Source organism: Kandleria sp. (assembly GCF_017934775.1).
Taxonomy (GTDB): Bacteria; Bacillota_I; Bacilli_A; order Erysipelotrichales; family Coprobacillaceae; genus Kandleria; species Kandleria vitulina.
Genome location: NZ_JAGBIX010000097.1, coordinates 1 through 15,888 on the forward strand (window position 1 = coordinate 1; position 15,888 = coordinate 15,888).

At 36.7% G+C, this 15,888-nt stretch carries 14 protein-coding genes and 2 tRNA genes; 10 read left to right on the forward strand and 6 right to left on the reverse strand.

All coding sequences use genetic code 11. From position 1 onward, the window contains the following. The first annotated feature begins 337 nt into the window (after nucleotides 1–337). Nucleotides 338–1,066 carry an alpha/beta fold hydrolase gene (locus tag J6L95_RS10405; RefSeq protein WP_287459085.1) on the forward strand — a complete coding sequence of 243 codons (729 nt, stop codon included), beginning with the start codon at nucleotides 338–340 and terminating at the stop codon, nucleotides 1,064–1,066. 65 nt (nucleotides 1,067–1,131) lie between these two features. Here J6L95_RS10405 and J6L95_RS10410 read toward each other — a convergent pair whose 3' ends face one another. Continuing rightward, the gene (locus J6L95_RS10410; RefSeq protein WP_287459086.1) at nucleotides 1,132–2,199 is read right to left on the reverse strand and encodes a branched-chain amino acid aminotransferase; all 1,068 of its coding nucleotides are present in this window, start codon (nucleotides 2,197–2,199) and stop codon (nucleotides 1,132–1,134) included. A 247-nt stretch (nucleotides 2,200–2,446) separates the two neighbouring features. Between J6L95_RS10410 and malQ the strand changes: the two genes are divergently transcribed. Next, nucleotides 2,447–3,880, forward strand: coding sequence for a 4-alpha-glucanotransferase (malQ, locus tag J6L95_RS10415; protein ID WP_287459087.1), 1,434 nt, complete (start codon nucleotides 2,447–2,449; stop codon nucleotides 3,878–3,880). Between the two features lie 26 nt (nucleotides 3,881–3,906). Here the strand turns inward: malQ and J6L95_RS10420 are convergent, their stop codons facing one another. Next, nucleotides 3,907–5,091, reverse strand: a complete 1,185-nt coding sequence (locus tag J6L95_RS10420) for an MFS transporter (protein WP_287459088.1) — start codon at nucleotides 5,089–5,091, stop codon at nucleotides 3,907–3,909. A gap of 141 nt (nucleotides 5,092–5,232) precedes the next feature. Between J6L95_RS10420 and J6L95_RS10425 the strand changes: the two genes are divergently transcribed. The 3 genes from J6L95_RS10425 (at nucleotide 5,233) to J6L95_RS10435 (ending at nucleotide 9,045) form a co-directional block, all read left to right on the forward strand. Then, nucleotides 5,233–6,084, forward strand: a complete 852-nt coding sequence (locus tag J6L95_RS10425) for a MurR/RpiR family transcriptional regulator (protein WP_287459090.1) — start codon at nucleotides 5,233–5,235, stop codon at nucleotides 6,082–6,084. A gap of 130 nt (nucleotides 6,085–6,214) precedes the next feature. Then, complete coding sequence (gene pfkB, locus J6L95_RS10430; RefSeq protein ID WP_434221062.1) at nucleotides 6,215–7,138, forward strand: 1-phosphofructokinase; 924 nt, start codon at nucleotides 6,215–6,217, stop codon at nucleotides 7,136–7,138. Between the two features lie 2 nt (nucleotides 7,139–7,140). Further along, nucleotides 7,141–9,045 (forward strand): PTS fructose transporter subunit IIABC, encoded by a 1,905-nt coding sequence (locus tag J6L95_RS10435; protein ID WP_287459091.1) that lies wholly within the window; start codon nucleotides 7,141–7,143, stop codon nucleotides 9,043–9,045. Between the two features lie 59 nt (nucleotides 9,046–9,104). Here the strand turns inward: J6L95_RS10435 and glpK are convergent, their stop codons facing one another. Next, on the reverse strand, nucleotides 9,105–10,601 hold the full coding sequence (gene glpK / locus J6L95_RS10440; protein WP_287459093.1) for a glycerol kinase GlpK: 1,497 nt from the start codon (nucleotides 10,599–10,601) through the stop codon (nucleotides 9,105–9,107). Nucleotides 10,602–10,740: 139 nt separating this feature from the next. Here glpK and J6L95_RS10445 point away from each other — a divergent pair, with 139 nt between their 5' ends. The 5 genes from J6L95_RS10445 to J6L95_RS10465 all read left to right on the forward strand — a co-directional run bounded on the left by J6L95_RS10445 (nucleotide 10,741) and on the right by J6L95_RS10465 (nucleotide 13,219). Continuing rightward, nucleotides 10,741–11,895 (forward strand): DUF349 domain-containing protein, encoded by a 1,155-nt coding sequence (locus tag J6L95_RS10445; RefSeq protein WP_287459094.1) that lies wholly within the window; start codon nucleotides 10,741–10,743, stop codon nucleotides 11,893–11,895. A gap of 101 nt (nucleotides 11,896–11,996) precedes the next feature. Next, nucleotides 11,997–12,071: transfer RNA gene (locus tag J6L95_RS10450), tRNA-Gly, on the forward strand. A gap of 136 nt (nucleotides 12,072–12,207) precedes the next feature. Then, nucleotides 12,208–12,642 carry a LytTR family DNA-binding domain-containing protein gene (locus J6L95_RS10455; protein ID WP_287459095.1) on the forward strand — a complete coding sequence of 145 codons (435 nt, stop codon included), beginning with the start codon at nucleotides 12,208–12,210 and terminating at the stop codon, nucleotides 12,640–12,642. 11 nt (nucleotides 12,643–12,653) lie between these two features. After that, on the forward strand, nucleotides 12,654–13,088 hold the full coding sequence (locus tag J6L95_RS10460) for a DUF3021 domain-containing protein (RefSeq protein ID WP_287459097.1): 435 nt from the start codon (nucleotides 12,654–12,656) through the stop codon (nucleotides 13,086–13,088). A gap of 56 nt (nucleotides 13,089–13,144) precedes the next feature. Beyond that, nucleotides 13,145–13,219 (forward strand) — tRNA-Gly (locus J6L95_RS10465). Nucleotides 13,220–13,270: 51 nt separating this feature from the next. On the opposite strand, the gene J6L95_RS10470 is transcribed toward J6L95_RS10465, so the two are convergent. Genes J6L95_RS10470 through J6L95_RS10480 form a run of 3 tightly spaced genes read right to left on the reverse strand, consistent with a single transcriptional unit; the run spans nucleotide 13,271 to nucleotide 15,839 of the window. Continuing rightward, nucleotides 13,271–14,056: a type III pantothenate kinase gene (locus J6L95_RS10470; RefSeq protein WP_031588693.1), complete on the reverse strand. Its 786-nt coding sequence runs from the start codon at nucleotides 14,054–14,056 to the stop codon at nucleotides 13,271–13,273. A 4-nt stretch (nucleotides 14,057–14,060) separates the two neighbouring features. After that, nucleotides 14,061–15,245: a bifunctional phosphopantothenoylcysteine decarboxylase/phosphopantothenate--cysteine ligase CoaBC gene (gene coaBC, locus J6L95_RS10475; RefSeq protein ID WP_287459098.1), complete on the reverse strand. Its 1,185-nt coding sequence runs from the start codon at nucleotides 15,243–15,245 to the stop codon at nucleotides 14,061–14,063. 3 nt (nucleotides 15,246–15,248) lie between these two features. Then, nucleotides 15,249–15,839 carry an ECF transporter S component gene (locus tag J6L95_RS10480; protein ID WP_353806830.1) on the reverse strand — a complete coding sequence of 197 codons (591 nt, stop codon included), beginning with the start codon at nucleotides 15,837–15,839 and terminating at the stop codon, nucleotides 15,249–15,251. Nucleotides 15,840–15,888: the final 49 nt, after the last annotated feature.

The following is a 15,888-nucleotide window of genomic DNA, read 5'->3' on the forward strand; positions in this document are numbered from 1 at the left end:
AAAGATACATCCTGAGATGAAAAATCTCACAATTCGCACAATGAAATGTGATTGCGGTCTTACAATAAGCCGTGACCAGAACGCTGCTATTAATATCTTACATGAGGGATTACGTATACTAAACGAATCTTTTGCAGTAGCTTAAACATTAAATATACAGTAGGGATGGAATAGCCCTAACTTATACGCCTGTGGACATTGTGTAAGACATTGAGTTGCGTATCATCGTAGCCAATGCAGTAATGGTTGAAGCAGGAAGCTCCGACTTCAAATGCGTAGCATTAAGTCGGAGTAGTTCACTCAAGTAGCATACAATAAAAAAGAAAGGTGGGCAAATATGAATTATTTGATGAACTATAAAGAATATGGTGATACATCCAATCCTACCATAATGCTAATACATGGAGAATTTCTTTCAGCATGGAACTATGATCTCATTATTGATCAGCTAAAAGATCGTTATCATATTCTCTTGCCATTACTTGATGGTCATCAAGGAAGCAAGGAACACTTTATTTCCATAGAACATATTGCAAAGAAGATTATAGAAGATATCAATAATCACTATGATGGACAGCTTGCACTTATTGGTGGCTTATCATTAGGTGGACAGATCTTATGTGAAATGCTGTCAATAAAAGATGATATCTGTCAATATGCAATCATTGAAAGTGCTGATGTTATGAAAGAGAAATCTTTTGTCACTAAGCCAAAAGATCAGCTTAGCTATCGTTTGTCTTTACATAATTATCATTTAAACAGAAAACAAAAGAAGCAGTACAAAGAATCTTCAAAGATTGATAAGGAAGACTTCATTAAAATCAATGAAGCAATGCGTCATTATGTATTAAAAGAGACTATTGCTAGTACGAAAGCAAAAGTCTATGTCGAAGTCGGCAGCAAAGAGAAGAACTATATTCCATCTTGTACGCATATCCACCATACAATCAAGAAGAGTCAGATGATTATCATGTATCGCTATGCTCATGGTGATTTCAGTCTTAATCATGTTTCATCTTATGCAAACTTAATAACGAAGCTTATGAAACAAAAAAATACACGATAATAGTTCATGTATTTAAGCAGTATTTATCTGTAAACAAAAACCAGAAGTCGATTGACTTCTGGCTTTTATTTAACGATACGAGTCCAATTGAACTTGTCTTCAAGTTTACCCCACTGAATACCAGTAAGAGTATCATAAAGTTTCTGAGTTAATTCACCAGTTTCGAAGTTATTGATCTTGCATTCTTCACCTTTATAGCAAAGCTGACCAACTGGAGAAATAACAGCAGCAGTACCTGTACCCCAAGCTTCTTTTAAAGCACCAGTACGAGCAGCTTCCATTAAGTCTTCAACGTCTAAATGACGTTCTTCAACTTTATATCCCCAATCTCTTAAAAGAGTTAACATTGAATCTCTTGTAACACCAGGAAGAACTGTTCCTTCAATTGGAGCAGTAACAACTGTATCATTGATTAAGAACATGATGTTCATAGATCCAACTTCTTCAACATATTTCTTTTCATTACCATCAAGCCATAAAACCTGAGTATATCCATGAGCTTCAGCTTTTTCCTGAGCTTTTAATGAACCAGCATAGTTACCACCACATTTAGTGAAACCAGTACCACCCTTAACAGCTCTTACGTATTCATCTTCAATCCAGATCTTAACTGGAGCAACACCTTCTGGATAGTAGTTTCCAACTGGTGTTAAGATAATAATGAATTTATATGAAGTTGCAGGATGAACACCAACACCAGGTTCAGTCGCAAACATAAATGGACGGATATATAATGATGTTTCTGGTGCAGTAGGAATCCAATCCTGTTCAGTTTTAACAAGTGTTTCAACACACTGAATGAAGTCTTCTACTTCTAAATAAGGCATACAAAGACGTTTATTAGATTCTTGCATACGTTTTGCATTCATTTCAGGTCTAAATAACTGTACTTCACCTTTAGGATTACGATAAGCCTTTAATCCTTCAAATGTTTCCTGAGCATAGTGTAATACCATTGTAGATGGTTCAAGCTGTAATGGTCCATAAGGTACGATTCTTGCATCATGCCATCCTCCCTGGTCTTTATCCCAGTCAACAATTAGCATGTGATCTGTATAATATTTACCAAAGCCTAGTGCGCTCTGATCAGGCTTTTCTTTTAATGTTTTTGCTTTCTCAAATCTGATTTCCATGTAAAGCGTCCCCCTTTTTTCTATCACTCATTTTATACCTATTAAAATAGCGTTGCAATAGCTTTTTTCGTTAAATGATGAAAAATAAATTATATTTTTATATTTTCTACAAAATTAGAGTTAATTTTTGCATTAATAAGAAAAAAGATTATTTTCAAACTCATAAAGAAATTATTTTTTTAAAAAGATATGACTATGATATAATAGAAAAGACGGAAGTCAGTATGGTAAAAGGAGAAAAGTATTTATGAGACAGGCAGGAATTTTATGTCCCATTTCCTCATTGCCAGGAAAAGGAGTAGGTGATTTTGGATCATGTGCTTATACATTTGTAGATAAGCTTAAAAATGCCAACGTATCCGTTTGGCAGATTTTACCCCTTAATCCATTATCCTATGGGAATTCTCCCTATCAGCCTTATTCAAGCTATGCGGGAGATGAGCTTTATCTTGATCTAGAAGCGTTTATAAAGGAAGGTCTTCTAAATAAAGATGAAGTAAAAGAAGAAGTGTTTTCTTTAAATAAAGTAGATTATACTCAAGTCAGAACATATAAAGAATCACTTTATCGTAAAGCCTTTGAACGCTTTACAGATTTTGAAGCATTGCGTAGATTTGAAAAAGAACAGGAATGGTTATATGGCTACGCATTATTTAGAGTATTTAAATTAAAAAATGAAGGAAAAGAGTGGAGAGAATGGGAAGATCACTACAAGCTTTACCCAAAAGAAAAGGGTATTGATGTAGAAGAAGTCAAAGACGAAGTTCTCTATCAGGAATTCTTGCAGTACTACTTTAATAAACAGTGGTATGCATTAAAAGAATATGCCAATAAGAACGGTATAGAAATCATTGGCGATATGCCTATCTATGTGGGACTAGATAGTGCAGATGTATGGCTTAATCAGGAAAACTTCCTATTAGAAGAAGATGGCACACCTTCATTTGTGGCTGGTGTACCACCAGATTATTTTTCCAAGACAGGACAGCGCTGGGGCAATCCTATCTATAATTGGGACTATATGGAACAGGATGGATTTACATTCTGGCTTAACCGTATTTCATATGCGTGCAAGCTTTACGATATTGTACGTATTGACCATTTTAGAGGATTTGACACTTATTGGAAAATTCCTGAGGAAGAAGAAACAGCAGTTGTTGGTGAATGGGTAGAAGCACCTGGCTATAAGCTATTTGATACACTATTTAACAAGTATCCAGATTGTCGCATCCTTGCAGAAGATCTTGGTGAATTAAGAGACGAAGTCTATGAGTTAAGAGATCATTACACATTCCCAGGAATGTTTGTCTACATGTTCCATCATCATGACAAGTTTGACTTTGATAAAGTTGTTGTCTATACAGGAACACATGATAATGACACCATCATGGGATGGCATGATGAACTTACAGAAGAAGACTTAACCTTAATCAATGAACAATTAAGAAAATACAGAGAACGTAAGTTCTATCGCAAGGCTATTCATTACTGCATGGATCAAACAAGCAAGATGGTCATCATTCCAATATGGGATCTATTAGGTCTACCAGGAGAATGTCGTTTCAATGTGCCAGGTACAATTGGTTCTCCTAACTGGGAATGGAAACTTGATCATTATAAAGATGTAACTAAAGAATTAAGATTCTTAAAAAAGATTATTGAAAAAACAAACAGAGCATAATAAAGGCATCCCTAAGGATGCCTTTATTAGTTATAGTGGTTATCTTTTTTAAAGAGTGCTTTTCCTTTTGTAGCGGCTGCTACAAAGATAATGATAGCTCCTACAAGAGTAATAATACGAGCAAACATCAGCATGGATGATAACCCATAACGATCACTAATGACACCACCAAGCACATTGCCAATCATGCTGCCGAGACCAGAAGTCATCACAGCGATGAGAGTCTGTCCCATCATATGATCTTTTTCTTCAAGATGATAAGTCACATAGTAGGTGATCACACCAGTTGTTAACGCATAAGACAATGACTGACAAGCCATCCCTATTAATAAGATAGGAAGATTACCCGCTAACGCAATCGTATAGTTTCTTACTATATAAAAGAAAGCCGCAATAGCAATCAAGAGAACACTGTTGAACCTCTTCATAAGTCTAGGTGTAATAGCCATGATTGGCATCTCACTTGCAGCCATAAAGAAAATCGCAATGCCATAGAATGAATTATTTCCTCCAAGGTTCTTCACGATATCAATAAGATAAGTAGAAAGAGCAGTGGAAGCCGCAAATGTAAAAGTAAATCCTAAAAGCAAAAAGAAGAAAAGCTTATATTTAAAGATAATAGAACCAATACTGCTTTTTTCATTGATGACACCTTTATCTTTCACAGTAGGGAAAGTAAAAAGTATAACTAGGAATACCACAGAAGATAGACTGTAGATAATGCTAAGAACAACCGGATTAAATAGATCAATAAGAAATCCTGAAAGCATCGCTGTAGAAGCGTAAGCAACGGAGCCAAGTCCACGTGACAAGCCAAAATTCAAATATGATCCTGTACGAATAAGATCCATGCAAAGCATCGATAGGAATGGTACACAGGAAACATTGAGAGAGTAGACAAGTATATAAACCAACATAATTATGATCTTAGGCAATGGTATAAATGTAATAGATACAAACATAAGACCAACACATATAAATAATAGAGTAAGCATCTTTCTAGAAGAAAGAGAAGCTGACTTTACACACATTGTAGAAAGATAAGGACCAAGAATCATATTCATAAGACAGGATATTCCTGATACAATACCGATTTCAGTATTGCTTAATCCCTTATATTTTAAAAAGACTGCAATATATCCCAGGATGGTACAGCTTGCCATCCAGAAAGCAATCTGCAATAAATTGTATTTCAGTTGAATATGTTTCATTTTTGAATCCTCCATACATATTCAATATACAATATTTTCAGGTGATACTTATGAATTTTCGTATCATGAAAATCATTATGTTATCATTTATATTTTCATGATATATTATTATATGAAAAAGAATTTCATGGAGGATATATTATGAATGAAGCACAGACAGTAATGGATCGCATTTCCATTATTTATGATCAATTATTTGATGCAGAGAAAAAGATTGCCAAATATATATTAAACAATCATAAGCTTGTAGTAGATATGACAGTCTCAGAACTTGCAAAAGCAAGTGATGTCAGTGTCGCCTCTGTTTCACGCTTTTGTCGAAAAGTAGGCTTAAAAGGATTTCATCAGCTTAAAATTGGATTAGCAAAAGAAATGGTAGAAACCTATGGTGAAGGCAGTATTTCTAATGATATCTCCCTTGATAACATCGGCCAATCTTTACAGAATATTCTTGCAAATAAAATTGAAGAACTAAAACAGACGGTCAATCAGATTGACATTGAAACATTTCATGTGATTCTTAAGACATTAGAAAAAGCCAGACATGTACAGATAGTCGCAGTAGGGAATACGATTCCCGTAGCTATCGATGCGGCTTTTAAGTTCAATGAGTTAGGTATCCCAACAACTGCCGGGACAATATGGGAAACGCAGCTTTCTTATTGTTTTACATTAGGAGAAGGTGATGTATTGATTGCTATCAGTAACTCCGGTGAATCAGATAAGGTTTATGAGGCTGTTAAGATTGCTAAGGAGAATGGAGCAACTACAATTGGTATTACTAATAATAGTCATTCTGCAATTGGGGAAAGTGTGGACTATCATATCACTACAGCAACGCGTGAAAAACTTTTTCTTGATGAGTTCTGTTTTTCACGAGTATCCGCTACAACGGTGATAGAAATCATCTTTTTGTTCCTTACGACAGCGATTGAAAACTCACATTCCAAGATTGCTAAATGTGAAGACATATTTGCTTTCGATAAACGCTAAAACACGTGTGAAAAAACACGTGTTTTTCACGATTTATAGACCAATTTTTTTTTTCGTTCTGTAATTATTGACGGATAAAACTGTAGTTAGTATAATGAAGTTGTAATAAAATTTCATATGAGAGGGGTGCTTGAAAATAATTTACACAATTACATTTAACCCCGCACTAGATTATGTTATTAGTGTTGATCATTTTAAGACAGGCGTTGTCAATAGAGTGAATGAAGAACATATCTTCTGCGGTGGGAAAGGACTTAACGTATCATTTATTTTAAAGGAATTAGGGTATGATTCTAAGGCATTAGGATTCGTTGCTGGATTTACTGGTGATGAAATTGCTAGACTTGCTAGAGAAGAAATGGGTATCAACGCTGATTTCATTAAAGTTAAGGAAGGTATGTCACGTATCAATGTTAAATTGAGAAGTGATGAAGAAAGTGAAATCAACGGTATTGGTCCTAAAATTACAAAGGAAGATCTTGAAAAGCTATTTAAGCAGCTTGATCAGATGGATAAGTCAGATGTACTTGTATTATCTGGAAGTATTCCTAAATCAATTAGTTCAGGTATTTATGAAACTATTCTTCATAGACTGCAGGATAAGAATATCTTCTCTGTAGTTGATGCAACAGGTGATCTATTAATGAATGTTCTTAAATATAAGCCATTCTTAATTAAACCTAACAATCATGAAATTGAAGAAATCTTTAACGTGAAGCTTGAAAGTGAAGAAGACTTAATCTTCTATGCTAAAAAGCTTCAGGAAGAAGGCGCTAGAAATGTATTGATCTCATTGGCAGGAGATGGATCATTACTAGTAGATGAACATGGTGGCACTCACCGTATTGGTGTATGCAAAGGCAAGGTAAAGAATTCTGTTGGTGCTGGTGACAGTATGGTTGCAGGATTTATTGCCGGTTATCTCAGAAATGGAGACTACATGGAAGCATTAGAATTAGGTACTGCATGTGGAGGTGCGACTGCATTCAGTGATTCTCTTGCAACTAAAGACTTCATTTATGAAAATTTAAGACAATTAAAGGGAGAGAAATAATAATGAAAATTACTGAATTGTTAGATCTCAAGGGCATCGCACTTAATGTTAATGTCAATTCTAAAGATGAAGCCATTGACAAGTTAGTGGATTTAATGGATGCCACTGGGAAAATTTCAAGCAAGGAGGACTATAAAAAAGGAATTCTTGCACGTGAAAGCTTAACTTCAACTGGTATTGGTGAAGGAATCGCTATTCCTCACGCACAGGTTGCAGCAGTCAAGACTGCCGGATTAGCAGCAATGACTGTACCTGCTGGTGTTGATTATGAATCATTAGATGGTCAGCCAGCTAAATTATTCTTTATGATCGCTGCTCCAGAAGATGGTGGAAATACTCATCTTCAGGCATTAGCAAAATTATCAGCATTATTAATGGATGAAGCATTCAGAGAAAAGTTGATGAACGCACAGTCAGCTGAAGAATTCCTTCATATTATCGATGAAAGAGAAGCAATTAAAGATGCTGAAGAAGCAGCAGAAGCTGCAAAAGTACACGAAGGACAGTATAAGGTTTTAGCTGTTACTGCATGTCCAACAGGTATCGCACATACATTCATGGCAGCTGAAAACTTAACTAAAGCAGGGGAAGCTATGGGTTATCCTCTAAAAGCTGAAACAAATGGTTCTGAAGGTATTGGAAATGCCTTAACTGCAGAAGAAATCGCAGCTGCTGATGGTATTATCATCGCTGCTGATAAGAATGTAGAAATGGCTCGTTTTGATGGTAAACCTTTATTATCAGTTTCAGTTACTGAAGGTATTCGTCATCCTGAAGACTTAATCAATAAGATCAGAAATGGTGAAGCACCAATCTATCACGCAGAAGCAGGGGCTGCACCTGCAGCTGGTGGCGCTAACGCTGCTCAGGGCTTCTATAAACACTTAATGAATGGTGTATCTCATATGTTACCATTCGTTGTTGCTGGTGGTATCTTAATCGCTTTAGCATTCTTATTCGATGATAAGAACGCTGGTGCAAACTTTGGTTCATCAACTCCACTTGCTGCATGGTTCAACGCTATCGGTGGTGTATCATTCGGTATGATGCTTCCAATCTTATCTGGTTTCATCGCAATGTCTATTGCTGACAGACCAGGTCTTGCTGTTGGTATCGTTGGTGGTTTATTAGCTAAATCAGGTGCTACTTTCTTAGATCCAAGTGCTGCTAAGGTTGCAGCTACTCCTGGATTCTTAGGTGCATTATTATATGGTTTCGTTGCTGGCTGGATTATTCTTCTATTAAAGAAAGTATTCGCTGGTCTTCCAAAATCATTGGATGGTATTAAACCTATCTTGCTTTATCCTTTATTAGGTGTTGCATTAATGGGTGTATTCGCTTCAGCTGTTAACCCAATCATGGGTGTAATCAACAGTGGATTAACTTCATTCTTAAATGGTTTAGGTAAATATGGTATCTTACTTGGTATCGTAGCTGGTGGTATGATGTCCATCGATATGGGTGGTCCTTTCAACAAGGCTGCTTATGTTACTGCAACTGGTATGTTAGCTTCTAAAAACTATACATTAATGGCAGCTGTAATGGCTGGTGGTATGGTTCCTCCATTAGTTATCGCTTTATCAACTACATTCTTCAAAGACAGATGGTCAGAAGAAGATCGTAATGCTGGTTTAGTTAACTACATCATGGGATTATCATTCATCTCAGAAGGTGCAATTCCATTTGCAGCTAATGACCCAATCAGAGTTATTCCTTCATGTGTATTAGGTTCAGCTATCGCTGGTGGCTTATCAATGTTATTCAACTGTACATTAAGAGCTCCACATGGTGGAATCTTCGTAATTGCTACAATCGGTAACTGGCCAATGTACTTAGCATCTATCGCTATTGGTTCAGTTGTTGGTGCAATTGTATTATCATTATGGAAAAAACCTTTAAATAAATAATTAACAAAAAAACTGTAATTCTATATTTTAAAAGTGGAAGGAGAAATCCTTCCACTTTTTTAGTTATCTTCCGTTAAGATGATGGCAGCCTTAACAGCTTTTTTCCATCCTTTTAGTCTTCTTGTTCTTTTTTCTTCATTCTTGTTAGGAGTGAAGGTATGTTCAATATGATATTGCGCACAAATATCATCCATTGAACGCCAGTAGCCTACTGCAAGACCGGCGAGATAGGCCGCTCCCATGGCTGTTGTTTCAACACATGCTGGTCTTTGTACAGGGGCAAGACAGATGTCTGATTGGAACTGCATCATGAAGTCATTGAGGCAGGCGCCACCATCGACTTTTAGTGAACGCAGATCAATTTTGGAATCAAGTACCATTGCCTCAAGGACATCATTGACCTGATAAGCGATGGATTCCAATGTGGCACGAATAATATGACACTTGTTTGTACCACGGGTTAGACCGGTAATAATTCCTCTAGCATAAGGATTCCAGTACGGTGCTCCTAGTCCAGTAAATGATGGAACCACATAGCATCCATTGGTATCCTCGACTTTTGTCGCAAAATATTCTGAGTCATAAGACGTATCAATGAGCTTTAGTTCATCTCTTAGCCATTGAATAGCTGCTCCTGCCATGTAGACAGAACCTTCTAATGCATATTGAACCTTACCATCAATTCCCCAGGCGATGGTCGTCAATAATCCGTGATCAGATGAGACAGGAGTATCACCAGTATTCATTAACATAAAACATCCTGTACCATAAGTGTTCTTCACATCTCCAGCATTGAAGCATGTCTGTCCAAAAAGGGCTGCCTGCTGATCACCAGCAGCGCCAGCGATGGTAATAGAACCATCGAAGAGATGGTAGTCCGTTTGTGCATATATATAGCTTGAAGGACGTACTTCTGGTAACATGGATGCTGGAATATCAAGGAGGTTAAGAATATCCTGATCCCATTTTAATGTATGAATATTAAAAAGCATGGTACGAGAAGCATTGGAATAGTCAGTGACATGTACCTTTCCGCCAGTAAGTTTCCAGATCAGCCATGTATCCACTGTACCAAATAGCAAGTTGCCTTCATTAGCCTTCTTACGTGCTTCAGGCACATTTTCTAGTATCCAATGGATTTTTGTGGCAGAGAAGTATGGGTCAATAATAAGACCAGTTTTTTCTTTGATCATGTCAGTATGGCCTTTTTCTTTAAGCTCTTTACAATAATCAGACGTTCTTCGACATTGCCATACGATAGCTCTATAGATTGGTTCACCGGTTGTACGATCCCATACAATCGTTGTTTCTCGCTGATTGGTAATACCAATACCGGCAATCTGACTGCCTTTTGCATTAAGCTGTTTCATTGCCTCGCGTGCTACCGCATACTGGGATGACCATATTTCATTTGCGTCATGCTCAACCCATCCTGGTTTAGGAAAATATTGTGTAAATTCTTTTTTGCTAAGCGCACAGATTTTTCCTTTTTCATTAAAAAGAATACATCTATTGCTCGTTGTACCGGCATCTAATGCCATGATATATCTTTGCATAAGAGTCACCTCATTTCCATTATAATACGATATGTATTATCTTGGTTATATTTTTGTGATTTGGAAGAAAAATAAAAATGTATGTTTGTATGATATTTCTGTTCTGTAGTATAATATAAACATAGAGGAAAGGATTATTATGAAACGAACAAAGAATATTGAAACATTTAGAGACACTGAAGCAATTGTAGAAAAAAACAATGATGAATTAACAGGACTTGAAAAAGTACAGGTTAGATATGGTGCAAGAAATGCATTCAATCAGCCTATTTCTCCTAATGAAGCAGAACATGGAACATGGCTTGCTTTACATGAAGGAGACTACTATCATGTCCTCTATTGGAAAAGAGCACCTTATGAAGGTGGAGAAGTAGAAATCGATGATCGTGATGATTTTACATCTTCAGTAAAAACAAAACAGAAACTCATTCAGGAAGCAAAAGACTATTCTATAACTGAAGAATGGGGAAAGGGAGTCAATGGCTTCAAGGAACTTATGGCAAAATGGAAAGAAGTCAAGTATTGGCATCTTGCTATTGAAGATGAGTTCTGGAAAGCATTCCAGGAAGCACAGGCTACTTTTTTTGAGCGCTTAAGAGCACATCACGACGATAATAAGAAAATCAAGTCTGCGCTTATTCAAAAGGCAGAGGAAGTATCCTCAAGTGATGATTTTTCACAGGCTACAGCCCAGCTCAATGCGTTATTAGAAGAATGGAAGCAGGCAGGATCTGCAGGCAATGAGTTAGATAATAAGCTATGGAAAGAATTCCGTAAATATTTTGATATCTTCTATAAACGTAAAGAAGAACATTGGAATGCCTTACAGCCAGCCATTGAAGATGCAAAACGCAAGAAAGAAGAATTGATCGCATTAGCACAAGAAAAGAAAGATTCAACAGAATGGAAGCAGACAGGAAACTTCTATTATGATCTGATGGAACAATGGAAACAGGCAGGTTATGCTGGTAAGGATAATGATGATTTATGGGCACGCTTCAATGATGCTCGTCAGACTTTCTATAAAAATCGTCAGACATACTTTGATCAGCTAGATGCTAAACATAAACAGAATGCCTCAGAAAAAAAGAAACTCATCGATGAAGCTAAAAGACTAGCACATGGTTTAGACTACTCTAGAGAAGTCACACAGCGTATGCGTGACTTACAGTCAGAATGGAAAAAAATTGGTTCATGTGGCAGAGAAAAAGAGAATGCCTTATGGAAAGAATTCAGAGAACAGATGGATTTCTATTTTGATCATCTTAGAGAATTTAGCAGCTATGAAGGATAAAGAAGAAGGGGAAACCCTTCTTCTTTTTTGCATAAAAAACTTTCTATTTTTTGTTGACAAATAGTCACATTACTGGTATATTATCCATGTACTCAAAAGACGCCGCATTCGTATAACGGCTATTATATCTGCTTGCCATGCAGAGGATGCCGGTTCGATTCCGGCATGTGGCTCCATTAGTACATTACACTTCTTCGGAAGTGTTTTTTTATTATATAAATGCATCTTACCTTTAAAAATAAGCATCTTAGCTTTAAAAATAAGACAAAAAGAAAAATACTTATTAACATGTAAATTGAAAGGAGAAGGACAATGAAAGTAAATATAGAAGTCTCAAAGAAACACAATCCACCATATGCGATTATCTACACTGATGTGGTCAATGATGAAATCTTACAACTGGTAGATTCACTATCAAAAAGTGATACGCCCATTGTCACATATAAAAATGAAAGAATGCATATTCTAAAACCTGAAGAGATTTATATGATCACAATAGAAGAGGGGAAGACAGTCATCTATACGCTTCATGAAAAATATTCTTCAAAAAAACGCCTGTATGAAATCATTGAACTATTAGGAAGTGGTTTTATGCAGATCTCAAAGCAGACAGTCATTAATCTTTCTTATCTTGAATGTGTAGAAGCAGGATTTAATGGTACGCTTCTTTTAAAACTAAAGAATGGAAAATCAGATTATATCTCAAGGAAGTATCTTCCTCATTTAAAGAAATACTTAGGATTATAGGAGGAACCCATATGAAAAAATTATTAGTAAGTACACTGATCTCTATTGGCATTGCAGCAGTTATATTCTGTATAACAGGCGTTATCTTTGATGTGATCTACAAAGGAAACTTCATCTTAAGACAGTATAGCTTTTCTAAGATGGTATTAGCGACATTATTTATTGGTCTTGGTTTTGGTCTTCCTTCATTTATCTATGAAAAAGAAAATCTCCCAGTCGCTATTCAGGCTGTCTTTCATTTAGGAATTGGATATACAGTCATGTTAATTGCTTCCTTTATGGTAGGCTGGATTCCTGTTAAAGCAGGTATTATTGCATCAGTAGCAGCTATCGCTTTACAGGTTTGTGTAGCTGGAATGATTGCCTTGATCTTCTATTTCTACAATAGAAATCTTGCTAAAAAAATGAATGAAAGCATCAAGCGTATAAACGACAAAAAAATTTAAAATATTCTTTGACAAGTTACGGCAATGCTGATATAGTAGTCATGTACTCGAAAGACGCCGCATTCGTATAACGGCTATTATATCTGCTTGCCATGCAGAGGATGCCGGTTCGATTCCGGCATGTGGCTCCATTAGTACATTACACTTCTTCGGAAGTGTTTTTTTATAGTAAAAATCCCGCGTTATGCGGGATTTTTGATTTTCTTTTTATTTTTATCGTAAATGATCTTAAGACCCTTAAAAGTAAGCTCACGATCATAGACATCAATACATGACGTCTGATGATAGAGGATTTTACCTAATCCACCAGTAGAGATGACTTTAAGGTTTTCTCCATACTCTTCTTTAATCTTCTTTACAATATATTCGACCTGACCAATATAACCAAAGACAATACCAGCCTGCATTGATTTTACAGTATTTTTTCCAATGACAGAGTCAGGTGTACTGATTTCAATTTCAGGTAACTGAGCAGCCATTGAAGAAAGTGCGTTAGCTGTAATACCAATACCAGCACTAGTAGCTCCACCAAGGAATTCTCCTTTTTCTGAAACAACATCATATGTTGTGGCAGTACCAAAATCAATAACGATGCAAGGTCCACCATATGTATAGTAGGCGCCAGCTGCATCGACAAGTCGATCAGCACCTAATGATGAAGGATGTTCAATCTTAACAGAAATACCAGTCTTCACACCTGGACCTACAAAAGTAGGATGGATGTTCAGGTATTTAATGATAGAACTTGAGAATGAGTAATTGACCTTAGGAACTACAGAACTGATGATAACATCCTGAATATCTTCAGCTTTGTAGTTGTTGGCATTCATAAATGCAGAAAGCATAACACCATATTCATCAGATGTACGTGAAAAACGTGTGTTAAGACGATAATTATTAATAAGCTGGTCATCTTTATAGAATCCCATTGTGATATTTGTATTTCCAATATCTACAACTAGCAGCATGGCTTTAATCCTCCTTAAGTGACATCAGGCGATCAAGAATCACTAATCCCAGATCCTCTTTTGACATCATTGGTAAATCTTCAGTATTTTCTTTTGTAATAAGCGTAGCGACATTAGTGTCTGTCGCGAATCCAGCACCCTTGGTGCGCAAGGAATTAGCGACAATCATATCTGCATTCTTGCGAAGCAGTTTCTCTTTAGCGTGTGCAATCAGATCATTTGTCTCCATGGCAAAGCCGCAAATGATCTGCTGATTTGTGCGGTTAGCACAGAGGTAGGAAAGGATGTCGGGATTTTTGATAAATTCGACATGTAGACAATCGTCGTTCTTCTTGATCTTTTCTTTCGCGATATCTTGTGGACGATAGTCTCCGACTGCTGCTGACATGATAATATAATCTGCCTTTTTGCTTTCTTCTTTCATAAGTTCAAATAGATCATTGGCACTTACGAAAGGTTTCATTGTAACACCTGGAATATCCTTAAGGCTAACAGGGCCATGGGCTAATGTGACGTCAGCGCCAAGAAGGAAAGCAGCGCGGGCAATCGCATATCCCATTTTTCCTGTTGAATGATTTGAAATAAAACGTACTGGATCCATGGATTCTCTTGTTGGACCAGCACTGATGAGAACACGCTTGCCTTTAAGTGGATGAGAATGCAATGCGTATTCAATCATCAATTTGATGCTATTATAGTCTGCAAGTTTGCCTTTACCGACATCACCGCAGGCTAATAGACCTGTACCGGGTTCTATGAATAGAACACCATCATTTTTAAGTGTATCAATATTTCTTTGAGTTGCGCTGTTTTCGTACATATGTACGTTCATCGCAGGGGCGATTAGCTTTGGGCAAGTGGCAGCTAGAAATGCTGCTGTTAACATATTATCGGCAATGCCATAAGCTAATTTTGCCATCGTTGTAGCGGATGCAGGTACGACGATAAAGGCATCTGCATTCTTAACGATGTCAACGTGAGTGATTGTTCCAGGATCGTCATCAAATACGTCAATGTAGACTTTTCTTTTTGTTAATGCCTGAATAGACAAGGGTGTGACGAATTTGGCGGCAGAAGGTGTCATCAAGACATCAATTTCATAATTTTCTTTAGAAAGATCACTGATGAGCTGAACTGATTTAAACGCCGCAATTGATCCTGTAATTCCAATAATCAGTTTCTTTTTCATATTTTATCCTCGCTTTACTTTTAATAAGGCCTTGCTGACAGCTACTGCAATAACTGTACCAACGACTGCTTCAAGCAAGCTCTGTGTAGTTACGACAGTCATGAATGCTGGTAGTAAGGCAGAGAAACTTGTTCCCATAGCTTTTGCGTAAGCTACACCAAAGAAGACGTAGATTCCGCCTAAGACTAGGATTGTGTTAGTAAATGCACCAAAAAAAGAACTTACAGCCATTGCTGTGACATCATTCTTTTCTTTAAGAAGATTGTAGATTGTAGCAGCTACAAAACCAATCATCACTCTTGGGAAAATAGCGATTACTGCGCTTAAGATATTCCCACTGATAAATGGTGAAAAGACAAATGATACAACGGATGGATTCATTGTTGCTTTTAACATTGAAAATAATCCAAATACCAATCCAGTGATACAGCCTTCCTTTCTACCAAGGACAATAGCTGCAATAATAACGGGAATATGCAAAGTAGTTGCATTTAATGGACCGATAGGAATGAATCCTAAGAATGGTACCATGACCATTAGGGCCTCGATCGCAATGAACAAGGCAAGATAAGTTAAGTTCTTTGTGTTTTTCATATTCAATTTTCCTCCACTGTTGCTCACAAAGGATGCAACGTTTCTATAT

Coding starts and splice junctions, on each gene's coding strand:
- J6L95_RS10405 (WP_287459085.1), top strand. CDS start 338: ATGAATTATTTGATGAACTATAAAGAATATGGTGATACATCCAATCCT.
- J6L95_RS10410 (WP_287459086.1), bottom strand. CDS start 2,199: ATGGAAATCAGATTTGAGAAAGCAAAAACATTAAAAGAAAAGCCTGAT.
- malQ (WP_287459087.1), top strand. CDS start 2,447: ATGAGACAGGCAGGAATTTTATGTCCCATTTCCTCATTGCCAGGAAAA.
- J6L95_RS10420 (WP_287459088.1), bottom strand. CDS start 5,091: ATGAAACATATTCAACTGAAATACAATTTATTGCAGATTGCTTTCTGG.
- J6L95_RS10425 (WP_287459090.1), top strand. CDS start 5,233: ATGAATGAAGCACAGACAGTAATGGATCGCATTTCCATTATTTATGAT.
- J6L95_RS10435 (WP_287459091.1), top strand. CDS start 7,141: ATGAAAATTACTGAATTGTTAGATCTCAAGGGCATCGCACTTAATGTT.
- glpK (WP_287459093.1), bottom strand. CDS start 10,601: ATGCAAAGATATATCATGGCATTAGATGCCGGTACAACGAGCAATAGA.
- J6L95_RS10445 (WP_287459094.1), top strand. CDS start 10,741: ATGAAACGAACAAAGAATATTGAAACATTTAGAGACACTGAAGCAATT.
- J6L95_RS10455 (WP_287459095.1), top strand. CDS start 12,208: ATGAAAGTAAATATAGAAGTCTCAAAGAAACACAATCCACCATATGCG.
- J6L95_RS10460 (WP_287459097.1), top strand. CDS start 12,654: ATGAAAAAATTATTAGTAAGTACACTGATCTCTATTGGCATTGCAGCA.
- J6L95_RS10470 (WP_031588693.1), bottom strand. CDS start 14,056: ATGCTGCTAGTTGTAGATATTGGAAATACAAATATCACAATGGGATTC.
- coaBC (WP_287459098.1), bottom strand. CDS start 15,245: ATGAAAAAGAAACTGATTATTGGAATTACAGGATCAATTGCGGCGTTT.
- J6L95_RS10480 (WP_353806830.1), bottom strand. CDS start 15,839: ATGAAAAACACAAAGAACTTAACTTATCTTGCCTTGTTCATTGCGATC.